This is a genomic window from Sulfuricurvum sp., from assembly GCF_023250475.1.
GTDB lineage: Bacteria > Campylobacterota > Campylobacteria > Campylobacterales > Sulfurimonadaceae > Sulfuricurvum.
In genome coordinates, this window is the sequence record NZ_JAHFAQ010000038.1 from 1 (window position 1) to 16,865 (window position 16,865).

The following is a 16,865-nucleotide window of genomic DNA, read 5'->3' on the forward strand; positions in this document are numbered from 1 at the left end:
TTTCCAAAAGACGTTCAGGCATTGGCAAAAACCGCGAAAGATTTCGGTTATACACCTCGTATTTTAGATGCCGTTGAAGCGGTTAACTACGATCAAAAACATGTTATCTCCCAAAAAGTATTTAGCCGTTTCGGGCAAAATCTCGAAGGCAAAACATTCGCGATATGGGGATTGGCATTCAAACCTGAAACCGATGATATGCGTGAAGCGAGTGCGATTACGATTATCAATGATCTTACCGCAAAAGGGGCGAAGATTGTTGCGTATGATCCGAAAGCGCGTCATGAAGCCGAAAAACACTATCTAAAAGGCAATCCGAGTGTCAGTTACGTAGACGGTAAATACGAAGCGCTTGACAATACGGATGCCGTTATTCTCGTTACGGAATGGCAAGAGTTCCGAAGCCCAGATTTTGATGAGATGCAAAAACGTATGAAAGCATCTATTTTCTTTGACGGACGAAATCAGTTCAATAAAGAGCGGATGACTGAGATAGGATTTGAATACTTCCAAATAGGTGTTTAATTGCATACTTTGATCGGAGAATTATTGATTTTCAGTGCTTTTATAATAAGTATTATTAGCTTAAATGCAGGGGTATTGTCATATATTCGAAAAAGACAATATAAATACAATCCGAAGCAAGACTATCGCTATTCATTCGATAAACATTGTGATTTAATGGAGATTGAAAGTTCCGAGACTATCGATCTCTCTGCTATCTCTTCCGATAGTACCCTAATTTTAGAGATTAAAGTGCATAGCACTCTATCGGGGCATCTGTGTCAGCCTTATATCGAAATACAGTGTGATAGAGTGGATAGAGCCTGTCATTATCTCGAACACGGTTTACGGGGACTCCGTTATTTGGACATAAGCGGGTTTTGCGGTTCGGGAATAAAGCTAAAACTGCATCACTGTGCTTTTTCGCATAAAAAAGGCTTTTTGTATCGATATCAGAACCCGAATATAGATGACAAAACCGTATTGATCCTAGCACCTCATGCCGATGATGCCGAAATCGCCGCTTACGGACTTTACAGTACTTCGGCTCGAAGCCATATCATTACGATAACGGTCGGTGAAGAGGGCAAATGTGACTACTGTGGGTTGTATGGCTCCAAACAAGAACGTACAATACAGAAAGGAAAATTGCGGGTTCACGATGCGTTGAGTGTTCCTGCCTTGGGAAATGTTACGCAAGAGCGGTGTGCAATGCTTGGTTATTTTGGGATGAGTCTGAAATGGATGTTTGAGCATCAAGATCAGCAAGCTATTTCTACGTCTACCGGCATCGATGATATATCTTTTTTTAGACGTGTTGAACATACTCCATTTATAAAGAATCAAAAAGCAAGTGCAACATGGGACTCTTTAGTTCAGGATTTATACAGTGCGATTGATACTATCAAACCGGAGATTATTATTACGCCGCATCCGGATCTTGATTCAAATAGTGATCATCGCTATACTACTTACGCTCTCATAGAAGCTTTACAGCGTGCAAATATGAGTGATACCAAATTATATTGTTACACGAATCATCATATTTATAATGAAACCTATCCGTATGGACCGATGTTTTCGACATCTTTGTTGGCTCCAAAGTTCAATACCCCTTTTGTCTATGAGTCAATCTATTCGTATCAAGCAGATATTTCAAAACAAATTGAAAAATTTTATGCCCTTGAAGCAATGCATGATTTGCGGGATGCTACACTGGTGATAGGTGTAAAAAAAGCATGGAAACATTTCAGTAAACAGCTCAAGAGAGCTATCCAGCAGCGTGATAAGAGCTATTATCGCAGAGGAGTGCGATCAAATGAACTTTTTTATGTGATAGGTTGGGAATCACTGAGCAAACATTGGAAATCATGAATAATTGTTTGCGGTAAGAATGCCTTGATGCACGATTCGAAATCGAGTATGCTCTCCTCATGCAGTGTCATGTTGATTCGTTCGGCCATCGATTCGGGATTTTGGTCGCAAAGATATCGAACCAAAGCTCCCCGCATTATATCCATAACGCCGCTTTGACTTTTGGTTGAGATGACTTTAGTACCGCAGGCAAGTGCTTCGAGCAATACCATTCCAAGACCTTCTAATTTTGAACTGAGGACGAAGAGATCGGCATTTTTCATCCACGGGTACGGATTGCTAACCTGACCTATCAAATGAATTGAATCTTTGTAGGGGCTTTCTTCCGCTCTAAACCGTACATTATCCAGATCATGCCCGATTCCGATAATGACCAATTTTTTGGTTATTTTATTTTGACTTCGCAGGAGATTATACGCTTCAATAAGCAGGGAAATATTTTTATTCGGGGTAATTCGACCGACACTGAGTATATACGATTCGTTTATTTCAGGAGTAAACGCTTCCGCTTTTTTTCGAATATCGTCCATTTTGAGCGGATTTCCGATGACGTTTAGGCGATTCGGGGAGGTTTGGGTCTGTTTATAAATAGCGAGCAGCTTTTCTTGAATGGCATGCGATACGCAGATGACATTCTTTTGATGATACAAAAACTTGAAATAAAAACGTTTTAGCGGTGTGTCGGAGGGGATAAACATACTTTCGGTGATTTGGAAGACACGAGGGTCTTTGATCGGCCATAAGGTTTCGAACGTCCCTTGTCCCCGAATAATTATCAGATCGAATTGACCGTATTGTTTTTCTAAGAGTGCCAATCGGTAACGAAAAAGAGAGGATAAAAAGGGAGCACTCCATAAAAAATAGCTATTGCGTATAAAAATATTAAGGAGACGAGACAAAAGTTCAAAAAACAGACCTATACCGGATAGCATCGACAATTTCTGGAGATTAAAATGGTGGAGGAAAACAGATTTATCGGGGGTGAAGACTTTGTTTTTTTCTTTGAAGTAAATCAAATGAGATTCATGCCCCCCTTGGGCGAATGATTCGGCTAATGAGACAGCTGCACGCTGCATTCCCCCCATATTCAAACTTCTGACAATGACCGCTACCCGCATAGAACTCCTTTGATGAAAGTATAACAATATAATCCATTTATAACCCTCAATTGGCTAACATTATAGTTATGAAGATAACAGCCAATATTATTACGCTAAATGAAGAAAAAAATATCGAAGCGGCTATCCGATCGATTATGGGAGTGTGCGATGAAATCTTGGTGATTGATTCGCAAAGTACCGATAAAACCCGCGAGATTGCCGAGTCATTGGGAGCTAAAGTCGTTGTGCAGTCTTATCTGGGAGACGGTCCGCAAAAAGCGTTCGGTGCCCCGTTAGCTAAAAATGATTGGATATTAAGTCTGGATGCAGACGAACGGCTCGATACCAATGCGATTGAGGCGATCAAGCGGCTCGATCTTGAGCAAACCTCCTATGATGCGTTTTCGTTCGCACGCAAGACCTATGTCGGAAAACATTTCATCAAACTGTGGTATCCCGATCGGGTGACACGATTGTATAACAGAAGCAAATGCGGTTTTGAGTCCTCCGGCGGGCATGCGAAAGTGAAAACGGATAACGTAAAAGCATTGGATGCTGATATGCTCCACTACTCGTATGAAAATTACGCCGAAATGATTAAAACAAGCCATAAGTTCATCACTCGAGGGGCACGGATTGCCCATGAAGAAGGGAAACGTGCCGGAACTTTCGATCCTTTTCTTCACGGAATGGGGGCATTGTTCAAAGCATTGATTTTGAAAGGGGGGATGTTTCACGGAATCCACGGATGGAATGTTGCCCTTATCTCCGCTTTTAGTTCGTACATGAAATATGCCCTTATGCTGGAGTTGCAGGAAAATGAATAAAAAACTCAATCTTTTGGAACTGTGCCTTTCTCCAGACTTGGGCGGATTGGAACTCTATATGGTCAGGGCGGCCAAAGCGCTGGATGAATCGATGAACGTCATCAGTGTCATTAATCCCTTGGGCAAGCTGGAACAGTATTATCAAGGTACTCCGTATCGCTATGTAAGTCTCAAAAAAAAATCGAATCTGGTGATGTTTGTGGCGGCACGTAAACTGGCTCGTATCATTGATAAAAATCAGATCGATATCGTCCATTTGCATTGGACTAAAGATATTCCGATCGCGGTAACGGCTAAAGTATTTTCCAAACGCAAACCCAAGCTGGTTCAAACCCGAAATATGACGATGACGAGGTTCAAAAACGATTTTTATCACCGTTTTTTGTATCGCAATATCGATTTAATGCTCCCCGTAACCCATCAGGTCGCGGATCAAATCAATACCTTTATCCCCGAGTCTGTCCGTCCGAAAGTCGAAGTTCTTTATATGGGTTCTGATCATCCTGAGCTTCTGGATGCGAAAGGAGTTGAATCTTTGCGCAGAGAATTGGGGATGGAGGAGAAATTTGCCGTCGGGATGGTCGGACGGATCAATGAAGCCAAGGGACAGCATCTTTTGATTCAGGCCGTTGCACGGATTAACGATTCCGCGGTTCATGCCTATTTCGTCGGGCATGAAATGCACAAAGGGTATACCGATCAGCTGCGTGCGATGGCGGAAAATCTGGGAGTGTCGGAGAGAATCCACTTTTTAGGATTCATGAAAAATCCGCACCATTTCTATCAAGCATGTGACGCCGTCGTTCTCGCTTCCAAGCGGGAGACATTCGGGCTTGTTTTAATTGAAGCGATGCAGGTGGGGACTGCGGTTATCGGATCAAACAGCGGAGGTGTTGTTGAGATCATTGACGACAATGAGACGGGGCTGTTGTTCAAAGCGCTCAATAGTGAAAGTTTGGCCGAAAAAATACTCCTATTAAAAGATGAATCATTGAAATACAAGTTGGCTGAAGCGGGGAGGGCCAAAGTAGAGAAGGTATTCTCGAACAAGACGCAGTTTGAAGCATTAAAAACCATTTTAACGAGCGAGAAGATATGAAAGTCAGTGTAATCATAGCGGTATATAAAGATATTCAATCTTTGGATTTAATTTTACAGGCGCTTAAAAAACAGACCTATACAAATTTTGAAGTAATTGTCGCTGAAGATAATAATAGTCCAGTAATGGCTAACTACATTAACTCGGTACAAGGGCTACAAATTTTGCACACATCTCAAGAAGACAACGGTGTCCGAAAATCACGTTCGCAGAACAATGCTATTGTGGCGAGTACTGGGGAATATCTTATTTTTATCGACGGTGATATTATCCCTTACAGTACTTTTATCGAAGGGCATATGGCCTTGGCGAGTAAGAGTGCCGTTTTAGCTGGCCGAAGAGTAAATTTGCCTGAAAATATGACAAGAAAATTACGAAGCGGGGAGATTTCATCCTATACATTAGAGAGATTTTATTGGCTGTTTGCTTTGTATTTTATGTTTGATCGAAATACTCGATTTGAACAGGGAATGTATCTGAATCCAAACGGATTGATTTATAAACATATTATTGCAAAGCGGCGTAGAAATACAAGTTTGATAGGATGCAATTTCTCATGTTTTAAAGAGAATATGGTAGCGATAAACGGCTTTGATGAGAGTTTCGGTGAATCGTCATTGTCCGATGATGTCGATTTGGATTGGAGATTTAGAGCTTATGGCTTGTCCTTGAAATCTTGCAAGAACAGTGCCAATACTTTTCATCTATTCCATAAAAAACAAAATAACCCTACCGCATCCGAACAATGGGAGAAGTTTGAAAAAAATAAAGTAGAAAATAGATTTAAAACTGAAAGGGGTTTGAACCTTCATGAATAAATTGTATGCGTACATTGAAAAGTTTCAAAATAAATTTTTTGAGTTGCGACACGATAAAGATAGATTAACCCTGTGGATGAACAATCTAATAGTTGTCTATATGTTTTTTATCCCTATTACCGCTTCGGTTACAAGCCGTATTTTTGTAGTAATTTTGATTTTGTTCTTAATACGTGGAAATATCGCTCACTATATTAAGGAAGCATGGAGTAATAGTGTAGTTCGGGCATTTAGCTATTTGTTAATGGTGTATCTTATTTGGTTTATTGGTTCTGATAATCTAAAAGAAGGGTGGACTTCATTTAGTCATGTAAAAAATGCATTGTATCTTTTTGTTTTTTTAGCCGTCATTGACGGACGTTATATCAATAGAATACTCGGGGCATTTATCGTAGCGATGATGATGAGCGAGATATTGTCTTATTCGATGTTTTTTGGTCTCCTCCCTTGGGAATTCAGTATCGGTGGACAATTATTATACAAAGCATATCAGGTAGGCGATCCAGTACCTTTTTTACATCATATTCATTACGGTGTTTTATTAGCATTTACTGTAGTGCTATTATCGCAAAAAGTGTTGTATGTAAAAGAGGATATTCGACTAAAAATAATTATGCTCTTTTTCACCATTACCGCATTGGCAAATATTTTTGTCACGGGAGGTAGAACTGGCTATATTACATTTTTCCCTTTATTGACCCTTTTCTTTTTCTATTACCACCGAAAATGGATATTGCCAGCATTGGTTGGAATATCTCTCTTTGCAGGAATAATGTATCAAAATAGTAATTTATTACAGTATAAAGTGGCTCAGACGGTAATGGAGGTTGAAAAGCTTGTCCAGCCTACAGCTGATTTTGGATCTTCTTTAGGGCAGCGTGTCGGATTCTGGGTCTACAGTGAAGAGGTTGTCAGGGATAATTTCTTTTTCGGTGTAGGGACAGGAGATTCTATGGATGAAGTCTTTGCACGTGTTTTGCCCAAAGATGAAGTAGTAAAATCTATTGCCCATGAGCACAACCAATATATCAGTATTATGTTGCAATTCGGACTTATCGGTCTAGCGGTTTTTCTAAATATTTTTTATCAAATTTATAAATTTAAAAGTAATAATCAAGATATGCGGTTCATTCAGCTTGCAATCACAGTAGCGATTGGTATTGGGATTACTATGACTATGTTTAATTTACGAGTATTCCTCCATCTTTGGATTTTAATACTAGCCCTTACTATGGTTCCAGAATCCCGACAAACAATTCAGAGTTCTATCCCACCAGTTGGACGTTTTTTAAGTCAAGTGATTGGATTAGGCGTTATTTTTTACCTTGCGATATTTTTGAAAGAAATTATGAAGTTTTAAGGAGAGATTAAATCGGTTTAGTGTCAAAAAATTTAATGTATTCAGTTTATAATCTTATTTACTTTTAGAGAACAATAGATTAGTAAATCATTCTAATAAACGCAGAGGTATGAGCAAAAGTGGGATCAAAAAATATAAAATTATCTGTAACCGTAATAACCTACAACCAAGAGTTATTTATTGAAGAGACTCTTAAAAGTATTGTCAATCAAGAATTGGATATACCGTGGGAAATTATTATTGGCGATGATTCATCTACCGATAGAACACCTGATATAATCGAAAAATACGCACAACAATATCCTCATATTATAAAGCCAATTTATCGAACGAAGAATCTTGGGCATACTGGCAATTATATTGAAACAACAAGGATGGCGAAGGGGGAATATATTGCTCATATTGATGGAGATGATTTGATGTTACCGGGTAAACTGCAGAAGCAGATTGATTTTTTAGACAATCATCCCGCATGCAGCATGGTACACCATCTAGTATATTTTATTAATAAGCAAGGTGTGAAAATAGGTCGAACAAAAGCAAAAAATGCAACAGTCGGAACTATCAATAGTATAATAAAACGAAATAGCATTATAAATAGTTCCAATATGTTTAGACGCTCTTGCCTTGATGAACACTTTTACAATATACCACACTCTCTTATGCTGCATGATAAATTAGCACATATGATTAAAGCTCAGTATGGATATGTTTGTTTAATTCCGGAAATTTTAGGTTCTTATAGAGTGTATGCGGAATCTATTTTTAAAAGTGCATCTTCTCATAAACTTTTTAAAGCACAAATTTATACTGTAGATTATGCAAAGAATCTACAGGGGACATCTGAAAGTGCAATAAATGAAGGCAAGAGCATTTTATATCTTGCCCAAGTTCGTTCGCATTACAAGAATAAAAATTATAAACGTTCTAAATATTATTTAAAAATGGCTAAGCAATTAGTTAAGAATTCCTATGAAACGTATCGATTTACAATAAAGTTATATTTGAAAAAAATTAATTTCTGATATCATTTTTTTTCTGCAAGTATGAAATATCGGATAGTGACAAATTCTTCAAAAAATATTTGTAAAAATAATTTAAAAATACGTAATCTTTTCAAATATCGCATAGCTTGGCCTTGATTACTACTAACTATTTTTAAAATATTAAAATTTTGATTTTCAAATAACGAGATTATATTTTTCTTACAAAAAAATCTCAAATGAGTTTTGTCCAAGATACCAGAATCCGAATATTTGAAGTCACCTTCAAAAAATATTTTTTTCATTGTTTTAAATTCACGTATATTTGGAATACTGGCAATAATAACGCCTTCAGACTTTAAATATTTTTTTAATGATTCTAATGTTTTTTCTGGGGTTACTAAATGCTCTAATATATCTCCGCATATGATTACATCAAATTGGGAATTTTCAAAAGGGAGAATAGCTGTTTCAATATTGTCAATAATAAAATTTGAAAAAAGTTCACTATTTTGGTTGGAATTTTCAATTTTACACAATTCGACACCGTATATTTTATTTGCAAAACCGTGTTCTTTTGCATATAATAAAGTTTCTCCGCCACCGGCACCTATCTCAAGAACATTTCCCTTTCTATTAGCTTGTGGAATTAAATCTAACAGCTCCTTTCTCGGTAATTGTTGATAGATATAGTTATGTTCATCCATTGAAATAATCCTTCATTTTTATTTAGCCAATTTGTTAAACAAGTAGAGATATATATTCTTCTACTTCTCTTTCTAAAGCAAAAATCATACTCGCTTTTTTGATATTTTCTAATGCTAATTTTTTTTCTTCTTTTAGATTTTGTGCTATAAAAAGCAACTGTCTTTTTAGACAATCTATATTTTGGTCTTCTACCAAATGGATGTGAAATCCCATTTCTCCGAAATTACTAATCGCTGTATTATCGAATGCAATAACAATAATACCGTGAGCAATGGCTTCCATCATCACGCTACCATATCCTTCTCCGCGTGGAGGAAAAATAAAAATATCATGTTTTTGGTATTCATCATAGATTGAATCGGTAAAGCCGTTGATATGAATTTTTTCGGCATAAGGAAGAGACTGAATAAGTTCTTTTAGCTGAGGAGTGAATTTTGAATCGGCAGGACCGAAGTTATCCAAATAAAATGGAATGTGTTGTTCTTCGAGAACGGAACAGGACATAATAGCTTTGTCGATTCCTTTTCCTTTGGTAACTCGACCGATATGAAGAAGTCTTAGTGTATCAGAAGGAGTTTTAGGAAGCATGCTAATTGGCTTTGGAAGCGAGGGGACGATAACGCGCATTTGACTTTTTCGCCCGAAAGGGATAATACGTTTAACATTTTCAGACATGTATTTTGAGATCGGGACATGATGGGCTACATCAGAATAAATAAGACGATGAAACCAATCTTTTTTTGGAGTCGATTTTGTGGAACCGTGACGAATAATGAGATTGATATCAAGACCCAAAAAAGCAAAATATAGTGATTTTAGTTCGGATGCTCCGAAAAAAAGCACATTTTTAATTTTTTTTGTTTGGATAATTTGGCGGGTATTGATGATCAACGATAGACCAAGATTGCTTGAAAATGTAATTGTTTTATAGGAAATATCTCGGTAGTCCGGATTGTTCAGACATTGTTGATGGATAAACTTACCTTCTTGGATGATAAACGTTATATCGACATAACGGCTAAGAGTTTTTGCAAGCTTGAGACTGGCGAGTTCCATGCCGCCGACATGAGGAGATAAACAGATAACGGCGGTCGGCTGTTTGATTGACGGCTTATTCATGGCTAAGAGACTTAAAATAGGCAATTGTTTTCTTTAATCCCTCTTCAAGAGCGATAGTCGGTTCCCAGTTCAGTTCTTTTTTGGCCAGACTAATATCGGGCTGTCGTTGGAGAGGATCGTCCTGCGGAAGCGGCATAAAGATAAGTCTGGATGATGATCCAGTCAGATCGATGACTTTTTGAGCCAGCTCTAACATGGTAAATTCTCCGGGATTACCGATATTGACAGGTCCTGTGAAGCTATCATCACTATTCATTAACCGTATCATCCCCTCGACGAGATCATCAACATATTGAAAACTGCGCGTTTGCGTCCCTTCTCCGTAGATAGTAATATCGTGGTTATTGATGGCCTGCATGATAAAGTTGCTCACAACCCGCCCGTCATTCGGATTCATATAAGGGCCATAGGTGTTAAAGATACGGATAACTTTTATTTTGACGCCGTATTGTCGATAATAATCAAAAAAGAGGGTTTCGGCGCATCGTTTACCCTCATCATAACAAGCACGTATTCCCGTCGTACTGACACTTCCGCGGTAGCTTTCGGGCTGAGGATGCACTTCGGGATCGCCATATACCTCACTGGTACTTGCCTGCAAGATTTTTGCTTTGCATTTTCGAGCGATATCGAGCATATTGATGGCACCGAGTACCGATGTACGTGTTGTCGCAACGGGATCAAACTGATAATGGGGAGGTGAAGCGGGACAGGCAAGATTATAGATTTCATCGATTTCCAGCAAAAGAGGTTCTTGCACATCATGACGGATCAATTCAAAATAAGGGTGTGGTAACAAGTCGATAATATTTTTTTTACTTCCGGTGAAAAAATTATCCAGACAAATAACGTCGTTGCCTTCATTCAAAAGCCTTCTGCACAGATGACTTCCGACAAATCCGGCTCCTCCGGTTACTAAAATACGTTTGCGCACACTTACCCCTTTGCCTTGACTAATTACACCATTTTACCGTGTCGATGATTAATTTTCGGAATTACTAAAGGATGGATATAATACCGCTTAAAAAGAGTTTCAATGAACAGAATTCACCCTTTTATTATCGCTATCGTCAAAATCCAACTCATTTTTTTATTTATTATGTCATTGATCCGCGTATGGTTTTATGAACATTTTTCTCCCTATGTGGCACTTCCGGAGACGTTGCGCGGTGAATGGCTGTATGCTTTTTGGTTCGGTCTACGATTGGATTTAAGTGTTTTGGGATATGTCAGTATCGCATCATTGCTTATTTTGGCGATCATGCAACTATTCCGAAGTAAGAACAGAACGATCCGCCGTATATTGACGAGTTATTTTTGGGCGGTTTTTATCCTTATCAGTATGTTTTTGGGTGCCGACATGGCATTTTATTCCTATTTCGGAGAGCATGCGAATATCATGATTTTCGGCGTGATGGACGATGATACGGAAGCTTTGCTCGAGATAGCCTGGAAAAACTATAATATCCCTCTCTTAAGCGTAATGGGGGTGATGTACGGCATCGTACTATGGAAGGTGATTGCTTTTGTTTTCCGACGCACCGAGGAAGTCAAAATACGTCCATTTCCTGTTTCAGGGAAGGTTGGTATATTTGTCGTGATGATGGCACTGTCATTTTTAGCTGCACGCGGATCGCTAGGGATTTTTCCGATATCGAAATATGTCGTGGACGTCTCTTCTGATCCTTTTATCAACCAGCTCCCGCAAAACGGCGTATTCGCAATCATAAAATCCTACAAACAGTATAAAAAAAGCAAATCGGACGATTATAATCTGATCAAGATGATGGGATATGAAAACAATATAACCGAGGCATTTCGCATTCATCTCCAAAATCGAGCTTTAAATCCGAAGGACCTGTTGGGATCGCTGCAACAACAAACTCGCACAAACATTCAGCTCGAAAAAAATCCTCCTAATGTCGTTGTGATTATGGTTGAGAGTTTCGGGATGCCGATTACACAATACCAAAGCAAAACGTTTGATATACTGGGACGGCTTCAAAAACATTTTGATGAAGACACACTATTCCGTAACTTTATTTCCGGTTCGAACGGAACTATTGGATCAATGGAACCGTTTCTTTTAAATATCGCAGCACGTCCTGAAAGTACCTCATTCGGGCAGAGCAATTATGTGCAAACGGCTTTTAAACAAGCTTCCGCCAGAGTCTATCAGTCAAAAGGATATGAAACCTCCTATGTGTACGGAGGCGATTTATCGTGGCGTAATGTCGGTGGTTTTATGAAATATCAGGGATTTGATCATGTGGAAGGAAAGGGGGCTATTGTTAGCGCTTTGAATCTAGATGAAAAAAAAGCATCACACAGTTGGGGAGTTTATGATCAATATGCATATGATTTTCTTCTTAAAAAACTTTCCAATGCTAAAAACCCTCAATTCATATATTTGATGACAACAAACAATCATCCCCCTTACGATATCCCTCCCGAATACACTTCGAGACCTTTGGTCTGGTCAAGCGAAATGACGAAGCATATGAACGGAGACAGATCGTTGTTGGAAAAAAGGCTTCATGATTATGCGTATGCATTGGATATGGCAGGACGTTTTATGGACGAAATCAAAAATAATCCGAAGTATGCCAATACAGTAGTCGTCATAACCGCCGACAACAATACGATCGAATCAAGTATGAAATACGATGATCCTGTAGCAGCTTCTAAGTTGATCCCTTTTTATCTCTATCTACCTAAATATTTAAAACCTCGTGATATCAACGTATCAGTTGCGGGATCGCATAAAGATATTTTTCCAACGTTGTACAATCTAACGCTTAGTAATGCTGATTATATGTCAATGGGAGTTGATTTATTAGCCCCGAACAATCTTCATTGCGGTTTCAATGATGCGGGTGTTATTGTTTCTGATCATGGGGCATTTGAAGTTGATAAGGTTAAAAACAGCTATCAATCAGAGTGCAATCGGTATTATAAGGCAACTTTGGCTTCAGAAGAGTATTTAATCCAATCACACATTAGGCAGCAACATATGCAGAAAGGTCATTAGCGGGATTTTAAGTACTTATGTGAAATAATATCTTTTTAAGAAGGCTAGTTATGAAAATAGGGATGATTGGATTGAGATATGTTAAATTGTCTGAGGTATATGTATTTAGAAAAGTATATTCGGTAGTGGGGTTTGATATTAAATCAATTTTTTCTCTTCCGGATGGGAGACTATAATTTTATGCATATTCTCGTAACGGGTGGAGCAGGCTATATTGGTAGTCATGTAATAAAGCAACTTCTTGAGTATACTAATTATGATATAACTATTATTGATAATTTATCTACAGGTTATCAGCGTACAATTGATACGCTTAAACAAATAGCGTCTAGTTCAAGTAACGGTACTTTGCAGTTCTATCATGCTGATTTAGCTGATTTTAAAGGGATTGAAAAGATTTTTCTATCTAATCATTTTGATGCAGTCATCCACTTTGCTGCTTCAATAGTTGTTCCAGAATCGGTTGAAAATCCACTTAAATATTATATGAATAATACTGTTAATACGACAAATCTTATTCATTTATGTAATCAGTACAATGTTGGTAAATTTCTTTTTTCTTCCACAGCTGCCGTATATGGTGAGCCAAGTGAAACTCCTGTAAAAGAAACAACTCCAACTAATCCGATTAATCCTTATGGTATGAGTAAGTTAATGAGTGAACGGATATTGCAAGATGCATCTGAGGTAAATCCTAATTTTAGTTTTGTTATTTTGCGCTACTTTAATGTTGCTGGAGCTGATATAAAAAATCGTATTGGACAGAGTTTTCCAAATGCTACACACTTGATAAAAGTAAGTGCTCAAACGGTTATAGGACAAAGAGAAAAACTTTCTATATTTGGTGATGATTATGATACTTATGATGGCACATGTATCCGTGATTACATACATATAGAAGATTTAGCCTCAGCTCATATTAGTGCTTTGCATTATTTAGAAGCAAACCATGTAAATAATATTTTTAACTGTGGATATGGACATGGATTTAGTGTAAGAGAAGTTGTTGAAACTATGAAAGATGTATCAGAGACAGATTTTACTATTGAAGTTGTACCTCGTCGTGCAGGTGATCCGGCATTATTGATTGCAGATAATATGAAGATTAAGAATACTCTCAACTGGGAGCCGAAATTTGATAATTTGAAACTAATATGCACAACGGCATTGAATTGGGAGAAAGAGATGATCTTACATGAAATATGATAGAATCGTTTTCAAAAAAATTATTACATTTAAAGAGATAATTGATATTTTTATGAACTTATTTGTATTTGAAATTATTAGTTTCTAAAAATACGATATATTATATGTCCTATTATTATCAATTGAGGTAAAAAATGAGTGCTTATAGGAAAATTTCTGATAAACTTAAAAGATTTGAGGTATTAAAATAATGAAAATTCTCGTTACCGGAGCAGCTGGATTCATAGGATCACATCTAGTGCTTAAATTACTTCAAAATAATCATACAGTTGTTGGATTAGATAACATTAATGATTATTATGATCAAAATATAAAATATAGTAGACTAAAAAGGGCTGGGATAGAACAAGAATCTATAGTTGATAAGCAGATTGTTCCTTCTATATCTTTTCGAAAATATAGTTTTATTAAATTAAATTTAGAAGATAAAATAACCATGATGACTCTTTTTGAGTTGGAGCAGTTTGATGCAGTTTGTAATTTAGCCGCTCAAGCTGGTGTTCGATATTCTCTTATTAATCCAAGTGCTTATATTGATAGTAATATTATAGGATTTATAAATATTTTGGAGTGTTGCAGATATGCAGGGGTCAGTAACCTTTCGTATGCTTCTTCTTCTTCGGTGTATGGATTGAATGAGGATCTTCCCTTTAGTACAGATCATAATGTTGATCATCCTATTAGTCTTTATGCAGCAAGCAAAAAATCAAATGAATTGATGGCGCATACCTACAGTCATCTTTTTGGAATTAGTACGACAGGTTTACGATTTTTTACCGTATATGGCCCTTGGGGTCGTCCTGATATGGCACTATTTCTTTTTGTTAAAGCTGCCTTGGAGGGGAAAGCTATTGAAGTTTTTAATAATGGGGATATGCTTCGTGATTTCACTTATATTGATGATATTGTTGAAGGAATTGTTCGAGTAATAAATAACCCTGCAAAAACTGATATTGCGTGGAATGGGAAATCTAGACGGGTATCAACATCATCAGCTCCATATAAAATCTATAATATCGGGAATAATAATCCAGTCAAATTAATGGATTTTATTAGTGCTATTGAAAATCGACTTGGCACAAAAATTAAAAAAGATTTTCTTCCAATTCAGGCAGGAGATGTCCCTAGTACGTATGCTGATGTTGATGATTTGATACAAGATATGGGGTATAAGCCATCTACCTCGGTTCAAGATGGTATTAATAACTTTGTGGATTGGTATCTAGATTTTTATGCTATTAAGGATAAGGAATGAAAAGTAAAATTTGTATTATTGGTTTAGGCTATGTCGGACTTCCATTGGCTCATGCATTCAGTGAAAAATATTCTGTAGTTGGCTTTGATATTGCACCTTGGCGTATTGATGAATTATGCAATGGATATGATCGAACATTGGAATTGAATGAAATGCAAGTCAAAGAAGCATTAAATAATGGAATGATTTTTACATTGAATATTGATGAGATACGAGATTGTAATATTTATATTGTAACAGTTCCAACACCAATTGATAAGCATAAAAAACCAGATCTTACCCCTTTATTAAAAGCCAGTGAAACTATAGGGAAAATACTTAAAAAAGATGATATTGTTATCTATGAATCGACAGTTTATCCAGGAGCAACAGAGGAAGATTGTGTACCGATTTTAGAAAAATTTTCGGGATTAAAGTTTAATCAGGATTTTTTTTGCGGTTATAGTCCTGAACGAATAAATCCAGGTGATAAAGAACATACAGTAACTAAAATTAAGAAAATTACAAGTGGTAGCACTCCTGAAATCGGTAAAAAAGTAAATGAACTTTATTTGAGTATTATTGTGGCTGGAACCCATTTAGCTCCTACTATTAAAGTAGCTGAAGCTGCAAAGGTAATTGAAAATTCACAACGAGATATTAATATTGCTTTCGTTAATGAGCTTTCAATGATTTTTAGTCGGCTTGGCATTGATACAAATGATGTTTTGGAAGCAGCTGGAACCAAATGGAATTTCTTAAAGTTTAAACCAGGGCTTGTAGGGGGACATTGTATCGGAGTTGATCCGTACTATTTGACGCACAAAGCTCAAGAGGTAGGCTATAATCCAGAAATTATCATTGCAGGTCGCCGGCTTAACGATAATATGGGTATATATGTTGCCAATCAGGTCATTAAGTTAATGATTAAGAAAGGGCATAAAATTGAAGGTTCCAATGTATTGATTTTAGGAATTACTTTTAAAGAAAATTGTCCTGATATTCGTAATAGTCGTGTTATTGACGTAATACGAGAACTACAAGAATTTGGATGTTATATAGATGTTAGCGACTATTGGGCTGATGCTGATGAAGTGGAACATGAATATAATCTATCTCTTCAAAAAGAACCAAATTTGAGTTCTTATGATGCAGTAGTATTAGCGGTTGCACACAATAATTATCGACACTTAGAATTAAACAATGAAAAGCAAGTTATATTCGATATAAAATCTATATTGCCATATTCAGATGGAAAATTATAAAAAAATATTTTGAGAATGGAAGGGACGAAGTCATGAAAATTAATTTTATCGATTTACAGGGTCAATACCAAAAGTATAAAGAAGAGATTGACCATGAAATTCATGATGTGTTGGATACATCAAACTATATTATGGGGCCTAAAGTAATTGAATTGGAAAACAATTTAGCTACTTTTACAGGGGCAAAGCATGCTATTGCTTGTAGTAGCGGAACAGATGCCTTATTATTAGCTTTAA

Annotated in this window: 16 protein-coding genes; 12 read left to right on the forward strand and 4 right to left on the reverse strand. The window is 37.0% G+C overall.

The genetic code is table 11. The features are described 5' to 3' along the window. Both Q0C19_RS05215 and Q0C19_RS05220 read left to right on the forward strand, forming a co-directional pair. A partial coding sequence (locus Q0C19_RS05215; protein WP_295053486.1) for a UDP binding domain-containing protein occupies positions 1-525 on the forward strand: 525 nt, incomplete at its 5' end. A gap of 75 nt (positions 526-600) precedes the next feature. Next, the gene (locus tag Q0C19_RS05220; protein WP_295053488.1) at positions 601-1,878 is read left to right on the forward strand and encodes a PIG-L family deacetylase; all 1,278 of its coding nucleotides are present in this window, start codon (positions 601-603) and stop codon (positions 1,876-1,878) included. On the opposite strand, the gene Q0C19_RS05225 is transcribed toward Q0C19_RS05220, so the two are convergent. After that, positions 1,833-2,996 carry a glycosyltransferase gene (locus tag Q0C19_RS05225; RefSeq protein WP_295053491.1) on the reverse strand — a complete coding sequence of 388 codons (1,164 nt, stop codon included), beginning with the start codon at positions 2,994-2,996 and terminating at the stop codon, positions 1,833-1,835. The genes Q0C19_RS05220 and Q0C19_RS05225 overlap by 46 nt on opposite strands. Before the next feature lie 68 nt (positions 2,997-3,064). On the opposite strand from Q0C19_RS05225, the gene Q0C19_RS05230 reads away from it, so the two are divergent. From Q0C19_RS05230 to Q0C19_RS05250, 5 genes are all read left to right on the forward strand, one after another. Continuing rightward, on the forward strand, positions 3,065-3,805 hold the full coding sequence (locus Q0C19_RS05230; RefSeq protein WP_295053493.1) for a glycosyltransferase family 2 protein: 741 nt from the start codon (positions 3,065-3,067) through the stop codon (positions 3,803-3,805). Further along, positions 3,798-4,904 carry a glycosyltransferase family 4 protein gene (locus Q0C19_RS05235; RefSeq protein ID WP_295053496.1) on the forward strand — a complete coding sequence of 369 codons (1,107 nt, stop codon included), beginning with the start codon at positions 3,798-3,800 and terminating at the stop codon, positions 4,902-4,904. The genes Q0C19_RS05230 and Q0C19_RS05235 overlap by 8 nt, the downstream gene beginning before the upstream one ends. Continuing rightward, complete coding sequence (locus tag Q0C19_RS05240) at positions 4,901-5,722, forward strand: glycosyltransferase (RefSeq protein WP_295053499.1); 822 nt, start codon at positions 4,901-4,903, stop codon at positions 5,720-5,722. Before Q0C19_RS05235 ends, Q0C19_RS05240 begins: the two co-directional genes overlap by 4 nt. After that, complete coding sequence (locus tag Q0C19_RS05245) at positions 5,715-7,082, forward strand: O-antigen ligase family protein (protein ID WP_295053502.1); 1,368 nt, start codon at positions 5,715-5,717, stop codon at positions 7,080-7,082. The genes Q0C19_RS05240 and Q0C19_RS05245 overlap by 8 nt, the downstream gene beginning before the upstream one ends. A gap of 119 nt (positions 7,083-7,201) precedes the next feature. After that, positions 7,202-8,107: a glycosyltransferase gene (locus Q0C19_RS05250; protein ID WP_295053504.1), complete on the forward strand. Its 906-nt coding sequence runs from the start codon at positions 7,202-7,204 to the stop codon at positions 8,105-8,107. Between the two features lie 2 nt (positions 8,108-8,109). On the opposite strand, the gene Q0C19_RS05255 is transcribed toward Q0C19_RS05250, so the two are convergent. The 3 genes from Q0C19_RS05255 to Q0C19_RS05265 are packed head-to-tail and all read right to left on the reverse strand — an operon-like array spanning position 8,110 to position 10,826. Next, a complete protein-coding gene (locus tag Q0C19_RS05255) occupies positions 8,110-8,772 on the reverse strand; it encodes a class I SAM-dependent methyltransferase (RefSeq protein ID WP_295053507.1) in 663 nt (220 codons plus the stop codon). Between the two features lie 34 nt (positions 8,773-8,806). Further along, positions 8,807-9,829, reverse strand: coding sequence for a glycosyltransferase (locus Q0C19_RS05260; protein ID WP_295053509.1), 1,023 nt, complete (start codon positions 9,827-9,829; stop codon positions 8,807-8,809). Between the two features lie 55 nt (positions 9,830-9,884). After that, positions 9,885-10,826 carry a UDP-glucuronic acid decarboxylase family protein gene (locus tag Q0C19_RS05265; RefSeq protein ID WP_295053512.1) on the reverse strand — a complete coding sequence of 314 codons (942 nt, stop codon included), beginning with the start codon at positions 10,824-10,826 and terminating at the stop codon, positions 9,885-9,887. 102 nt (positions 10,827-10,928) lie between these two features. Between Q0C19_RS05265 and Q0C19_RS05270 the strand changes: the two genes are divergently transcribed. From Q0C19_RS05270 to Q0C19_RS05290, 5 genes are all read left to right on the forward strand, one after another. After that, positions 10,929-12,923, forward strand: coding sequence for an LTA synthase family protein (locus Q0C19_RS05270; protein ID WP_295053514.1), 1,995 nt, complete (start codon positions 10,929-10,931; stop codon positions 12,921-12,923). A 180-nt stretch (positions 12,924-13,103) separates the two neighbouring features. Then, complete coding sequence (gene galE, locus Q0C19_RS05275) at positions 13,104-14,129, forward strand: UDP-glucose 4-epimerase GalE (RefSeq protein WP_295053517.1); 1,026 nt, start codon at positions 13,104-13,106, stop codon at positions 14,127-14,129. A 190-nt stretch (positions 14,130-14,319) separates the two neighbouring features. Then, positions 14,320-15,384 carry an NAD-dependent epimerase gene (locus Q0C19_RS05280; protein ID WP_295053519.1) on the forward strand — a complete coding sequence of 355 codons (1,065 nt, stop codon included), beginning with the start codon at positions 14,320-14,322 and terminating at the stop codon, positions 15,382-15,384. Then, complete coding sequence (locus Q0C19_RS05285; RefSeq protein WP_295053521.1) at positions 15,381-16,628, forward strand: nucleotide sugar dehydrogenase; 1,248 nt, start codon at positions 15,381-15,383, stop codon at positions 16,626-16,628. Before Q0C19_RS05280 ends, Q0C19_RS05285 begins: the two co-directional genes overlap by 4 nt. Before the next feature lie 32 nt (positions 16,629-16,660). Continuing rightward, positions 16,661-16,865: DegT/DnrJ/EryC1/StrS family aminotransferase (locus Q0C19_RS05290; RefSeq protein ID WP_295053524.1), on the forward strand; the 205-nt coding region annotated here is incomplete at its 3' end.